The organism is Mycobacterium sp. TH-M25, from assembly GCF_057473665.1.
Window position 1 is genome coordinate 1 of the sequence record NZ_JBYCLA010000391.1, and the last position, 5903, is coordinate 5903.

At 67.1% G+C, this 5903-nt stretch carries 5 protein-coding genes; 3 read left to right on the forward strand and 2 right to left on the reverse strand.

Translation table 11 applies throughout. The features are described from left to right. The first annotated feature begins 90 nt into the window (after window positions 1-90). Window positions 91-651 (forward strand): hypothetical protein, encoded by a 561-nt coding sequence (locus AC2VOU_RS13200; protein ID WP_486957786.1) that lies wholly within the window; start codon window positions 91-93, stop codon window positions 649-651. 22 nt (window positions 652-673) lie between these two features. Here AC2VOU_RS13200 and AC2VOU_RS13205 read toward each other — a convergent pair whose 3' ends face one another. Next, on the reverse strand, window positions 674-1207 hold the full coding sequence (locus tag AC2VOU_RS13205) for an XRE family transcriptional regulator (protein ID WP_486957787.1): 534 nt from the start codon (window positions 1205-1207) through the stop codon (window positions 674-676). After that, window positions 1204-4215 (reverse strand): MMPL family transporter, encoded by a 3012-nt coding sequence (locus AC2VOU_RS13210; RefSeq protein ID WP_486957788.1) that lies wholly within the window; start codon window positions 4213-4215, stop codon window positions 1204-1206. The genes AC2VOU_RS13205 and AC2VOU_RS13210 overlap by 4 nt, the downstream gene beginning before the upstream one ends. A 289-nt stretch (window positions 4216-4504) precedes the next feature. Between AC2VOU_RS13210 and AC2VOU_RS13215 the strand changes: the two genes are divergently transcribed. Then, on the forward strand, window positions 4505-5029 hold the full coding sequence (locus AC2VOU_RS13215) for a hemophore (protein ID WP_486957789.1): 525 nt from the start codon (window positions 4505-4507) through the stop codon (window positions 5027-5029). Between the two features lie 105 nt (window positions 5030-5134). Further along, window positions 5135-5903: AI-2E family transporter (locus AC2VOU_RS13220; RefSeq protein ID WP_486957790.1), on the forward strand; the 769-nt coding region annotated here is incomplete at its 3' end.

Here is a 5903-nt window from a genome sequence, read left to right on the forward strand (position 1 = left end):
TAGATGCCAGGCATGCCGCCTACGGCGCGTGTCTATCACCGTGGCAGGCGTCCATTGCTCGGGTGTACTCGCGGTGAGAGGCTGAGCGATGTGAAGAGTCCGGTCGCGGTGTTGCAGATGCTCCAAGTCCAGCGCCGCCGCGCCACCGCCGGACGAGCCAGTACCGGGCAGTTCGGAGTCGCCGTGTGCGAGGTGCTCGACGAGCTGATCCGGCGTACCCAAGTGATCGTCAGCCAATACCCCGAAGACCAGGACATGACCCTCACCATCGTCCGCGAGATGCCCGCCGTGGTGGGTGCCCTCAAAGTCATCATCGACACCGTCGATGGCCTCGGCGAAGTGGTAGGCGAATGCGCCGAGGGCATGGGAGCCCGGCGCGATCCGCTGTTGAAATTCGTCGCACGCATCGAATCGGAAGGTTTCGACATCGCCCAGGACTGGACCTTTACCGACACCCACACCTGGACGCCCGTGGACGATACCGCCGACCCCGACCTCCTGGTGCAGCGCGAAGCCGAGAAAATCGCCCGCGCCGAACAGGCAACCGCGTACCACGAGCGCCTCGCCCGGATGGCCACCGCATTCGAAGAAGCCGTAGGCCATTACACCCAACGAGTCCGAAACCTCATCCCGAACGTCCTCGACGGATAATCGACCTCCGTCCGCGGCATGCTCAGTGGCGGCGCGGCGGCCGCTGCTGGGGGGCCGGCTGCGGAGGGGATTCGTGCGACTGGGCCTTGGCGAAGCGGTCCGACAACCGGCGCATCCGGATCATCAACGACGCCGACGGACTGGTGGCCGCGTCCAGGTAGGAACTGAGTTCTTCGACCGGCACACCGATGCGCGACGCGAACTCGGGCAGCTTCAGCCCTGACCGCTCGATCAGGACACCGACATGGCGGGCCACCTCGTTGCGTTCGTTGGCTTCCAGGTGTGCGCGGGCGCGGTCGAGCACTTCCGCGAGGGCCTTGGAGATGCCGTAGGGCCGTGACGTTTCCAGCACTTCTTCGACCTGTCGGGCGGTGCGACCAAACGGGTCGCGTTTGATCGCGACCGCAATCTGCTTCCAGGTGGTGATGTCGCCGCTTTCCAGCGCCTGACGAATCGCCGAAGTCGGCCAGAATTCGACGGGCCGGTCACCGTTGCGGGTGCGTGCCGGGGGTCGGTGCGGCGCCTGGCCATGGCGTCGGTCCGCTGCCAACGTCACCTCGCCTCCTCCAACATCGCCACTGCTACCGCCAGACACCGCTGCCTGACACCGTCCCAGTCTGCCTTGGCATCGGACTCGGGCCAACCGTCGTTGTCAACATCCGACGGATGTGGGTCGGCGAGGCGACGGACCAACTGGCTGGCGATCCATTGCCGGCGGGGTGATTGCCCAGCGTAATACCTGTCGATACCCGCCAACACGACTGCGGCGTTGTCGGCGTCCATCGTATCGACCAACTCGGCAAAGTCGGCGTAGTCGCGGCTGCTGTTGCGGCTCATGATCAGGTAACCCTTGAGCCGTAGCGTTTCGGCACCGGTCGGGATCTGCAGGCGGTCGCCGGTCGGCAGCTGCACGTGGGTGGTTTCCACCGGGCTGTGCCGCTCGATGCGGGGTTGCTCAGCGCCGTCGTCTGCGGCCTGCACTGCCAGCGCATCCAGGGCGACCGCCAACCGGCCCCGCCACAGCGTCACGGGGTGGACGGGCCGTACCGCGCGGGGCGCTGAACGGGCCGCGCTGCCGCGGTGCGACAGGGTGCCGACCAACTTGCGGGCCGCCGACTGGTGGCCGGTCCCGCCAGCGCCGTTGCTGCCGTTGGGTGTCCCGATCATGGCCAACTGCCGGGTGGCCGAGTTGGCGACGTAGGTGCTGTTCTTGGGCTTCACCGGTTCGCTGCAGCGCTCACAGCCGATGAAGGCCAGCGGGTCGGCGACGGTGATCGCATCGGGCACCAGGTTCTTCAGCCGCGCCGCCGACTTGAGCACGATTCGCAGATCCGCACTGGGCACCACCGGCGCCGAGATGTTGTCCGGGATCATCAGTACGTCACCGAGATCAACCGCAGGCAAGGGCTTTTCGAAGTCAACAGACGGCAGGATGCGCTCCAGCCAGGCCGGTAGCCACCAGTTCCACTCGGCGAACACCGCCATCAGCGCGGGCACCATCACCAATCGCACCACGGTGGCGTCGACCGCGATTGCCACCGCGCAGGCCACCCCGATCTCGGCCACCAGTGGCATACCGGCGAAGGCGAAGCCGATGAACACCGCGATCATGATCAACGCAGCGCTGGTGATGGTCCGCGCACTGGTGCTCACGCCGTAGGCCACCGCGTCGTGGGTGTTGCCGGTCTGCAGGAAGCGTTCCCGGATGCGGGTCAGCAGGAAGATCTCGTAGTCCATCGACAACCCGAACGTCATCGCCAGCACCAGTGGTGGAACCGTGCTGTCGATCGAGGTGATCGGTGCGAACCCGAGCTTTTCCAGCCAACCCCACTGGAAGACCACCACCAGGCTGCCGTAGGCCGCCGCCACCGACAGCACCGTCATCACCACGCCCTTGAGCGCCAGGAACACCGACTGGATCGACAGCAGCAGCATCACGAACGCGATCGCCGCGACGAAGACCAGCACCAGCCATTGGGTCCTGGAGACCTCGTCGTCGAAGTCCTTGATCAGCGCGGTCGGCCCGCCGACGCTGATCTGCGCCGAAGCGGTGGCGGCCGCCGGTAGGTGCTCGCGCATCCAGGAGACGGTGTGGCGGGCGCGGAGGTCTTCGGGGTCCACCGACAGCATCGCGGACAGCATGGCGCTGCTGTTGTTGTCGGCGAACACCGGCGGGGCCACCGAGACGATGTCGGGCGACGTGGCGATCGTGTCGCGGACCGCGGCCAGAGTCTGAGTGTGGGTGGCCGACGATGCGTCGCCATCGGGGAAAGTCACCAGCACCTGCACCGGGCCCAGCGCACCGGGGCCCAGCGCCTCCGAGGCCGCCGACACCCCGGCGCGGATCTCGTGGGAGGAGTTGAATTGGCGAAGCAGGCTGTTACCCAACACCATCGACATTGCCGGCACCGCCATCGCCAGCAGCACCGCCGACGCGGCCGCCGCCGAGGCCCATGGCCGGTGCATCACCCCGCCGATCCAATGCGACCAAAACCGCGACTGGGTGGTCTCGGGCCGGCGCGACCAGTGCAGTGCCGCCGAGCGTTTGGCGGCCGACCGGCCGAACGTCGTCAGCACCGCCGGCGTCATGGTCGTCGACGTCAGCATGGCCACCGCCACCGCCAGAATCGCGCCGGTGGCCATCGACGTCAACGCCGGGGTGTTGATCAGGTAGATGCCCGTCAGGGATGCCACGACGGTCATCCCGGACAGGGCGACGGCCAGGCCCGACGTCGCCATCGCCGCGTCGATCGCCTCCTGCGGTTGGCGTCCGGCGCGCAACTCCTCGCGAAAGCGCATCAGGATGAACAGCGAGTAGTCGACGGCCAGTGCGATACCGAACATCGACACCGTCGACGTCACGAACACCGACATCACTGTGTAGGCCGACAGCAGATACACCAGGCCCATCGTGATGACGACCGTCACGATGCCCAGCGCCAGCGGGATCGCGGCGGCCGCCAGCGACCCGAACACCGCCAGCAACACGATCAGGATGATCGGCAGGTTCCACTGTTCGGCTTTGGCGATGTCGTGTTTGGTGTTGGCCGCCGCGGCGGTGCTGAGCGCGCCTTGGCCGATCACGTAGAGCCGGACGCGGCCGTTCTGCATCTGACCGGGCCGTTCGCCCTGGACTCCGACCTTGACCCGCAACTTCTTGGCGGCATCGCTGGCGCTGTTGTTGGTGGCACCGTCCAGTCGCAGCGACACCACGTAGGGCCGGTCGGGTTGCGGTGACGGCTGAGCGGCATTGGGTACCACCACGACGTCGGGCTGCTGCTTGGCGACCTGCTGCAGGAACTCGGCAGCGGCGGTCATGTCCGCGTAGCTGGCGTCCGCGCGCGGGGCCGCGACCAGCGCCAGCGGTGACGTGCCCTGGTCGGGGTAGTGCGCCTCCAGCGCGTCGTGCACCCGCAGCGACTGGGATCCCGGTACCTCGAAGCCGCCACCGGTGAGGTGGCCCGACTGGGTCAGCACCAGATAGAGGGCGGGGATCAGCGCCAGCAACCAGCCTGTGAAGACCAGCCAGCGAAACCTGCGCAGGCTGCTGCTCACGCGCATCATGAAGTGCTGGATTTCTTCTCTCCCCGCATCCTGTGCCCCGCGCCGAGCTTGCGATCGACGCGAAGTTTTGCGTGTTTGCGAGCCTACCGCAGCGACCCCGGGGCGCAGGCGGCTTCCGAGTCGCTGAGCTGCAACGACTCCGCAACGACGGCCGATTCCCATACAGGTTTCGCACAGGTGTGACGAGAACCCTGTCCGCGGAGTTGGCGACGGCGACGGATTCGATGGCAGGATGACCTGCGGGGTCATCGGCCCCTTAGGTCGCAAGAAGCTGTGAAGGAGATCCCTGATGGGGAGTGCTGGGACGACGGGGAGTGCTGGGACGGTACGCCGTCGACTGCTGGCCGCAATGACGGCAACCGGGATAGGTGGCGCCATGGCAGCGGTGCTGTTTTCCGCACCCTCGGCGGTCAGCGCGTCGGACCCGTGCACCGCCAGTGAAATGGCGCGCACGATCAGCAACGTGGCCAGGTCCGCCGGCGACTACCTCCACGGGCACCCGGCGACCGACCAGGCGATGACGAGCGCCCTGCTGCAGCCGCCCGGCCCGCAGGCGGCCGACTCGCTACGGACGTATCTCACTGCGAACCCCAAGGCTGCCAGTGATCTTCAGACGATCGCACAGCCGCTGGCGGGCCTGGCGAGCAGATGCCAGACGCCGCCGATCAGCCTTCCGCAGGTGCTCGGATTTCCGCAGTTCGCGCTGAGTGGCCCGCCGGCAACCGGTGGCGCGGCTCAGGCGGCCTCGGGCGCTCAGAACGCGGTGCCCGGTGGCGCGTCCGCCGTTCCAGGCGGCGTCAGCGCCTTCAAGTAACCCGCTGCGCTCGGCTGCGCCGCGCTTGCGATCGCACTGAGGCGATGGGTCCGACCCGCTGCGCCCGGCTGCGCCGCGCTTGCGATCGCACCTAGGCTGACCGGTATGCCGCCGCAGGGTTCGACCGACTACGCCGACTCGGTAGAACCGCTCGTCCGCAAGACCGCAGCCTGGGCTGGGCGGCTGCTGGTGATTTTGGTCGCGGTCGTGGCGCTGCTGCGGATCGACAAGCGACTCGACGTCATCGTCGTCCCACTACTGCTCGCGCTGATGCTCAGCGCGCTTCTGGTTCCCATCGTTGACTGGCTGGACCGCCGCGGGGCGCCCCGTGGCGGCGCTGTCGCATTGGTGATTTTGGCGGGCTTCGCCATCCTGGGCGGAATCTTGACCTTCGTTGTCAGCCAATTCATCGTCGGGCTGCCGGATTTGGTCAACGAGGTCACCCGCAGCATCGACACCACCAAAACGTGGCTGATCGAAGGACCACTACATCTGAGCCGACAGCAGATCGACCACGCCGGTAACTCGGCGATCCAGGCACTGCAACACAATCAGGAGAAACTGACCAGCGGCGCCCTGTCGACCGCCACCGTCATCACCGAAATCATCACCGCCGCCCTACTGGTGCTGTTCACGCTGATCTTCTTTCTCTACGGTGGCCGCAACATCTGGAGCTACCTGACCAAGCTGTTCCCCGTCGACCATCGGGAGCGGGTTCGGGCGGCGGGTGGCGCGGGATTCCGCGCACTGACCGGCTACGTGCGGGCAACGTTCCTGGTCGCCCTGGTCGACGCGATGGGCATCGGCACCGGGCTGGCGGTGATGGCCGTGCCGTTGGCGCTGCCGCTGGCATCGCTGGTCTTCCTGGGAGCTT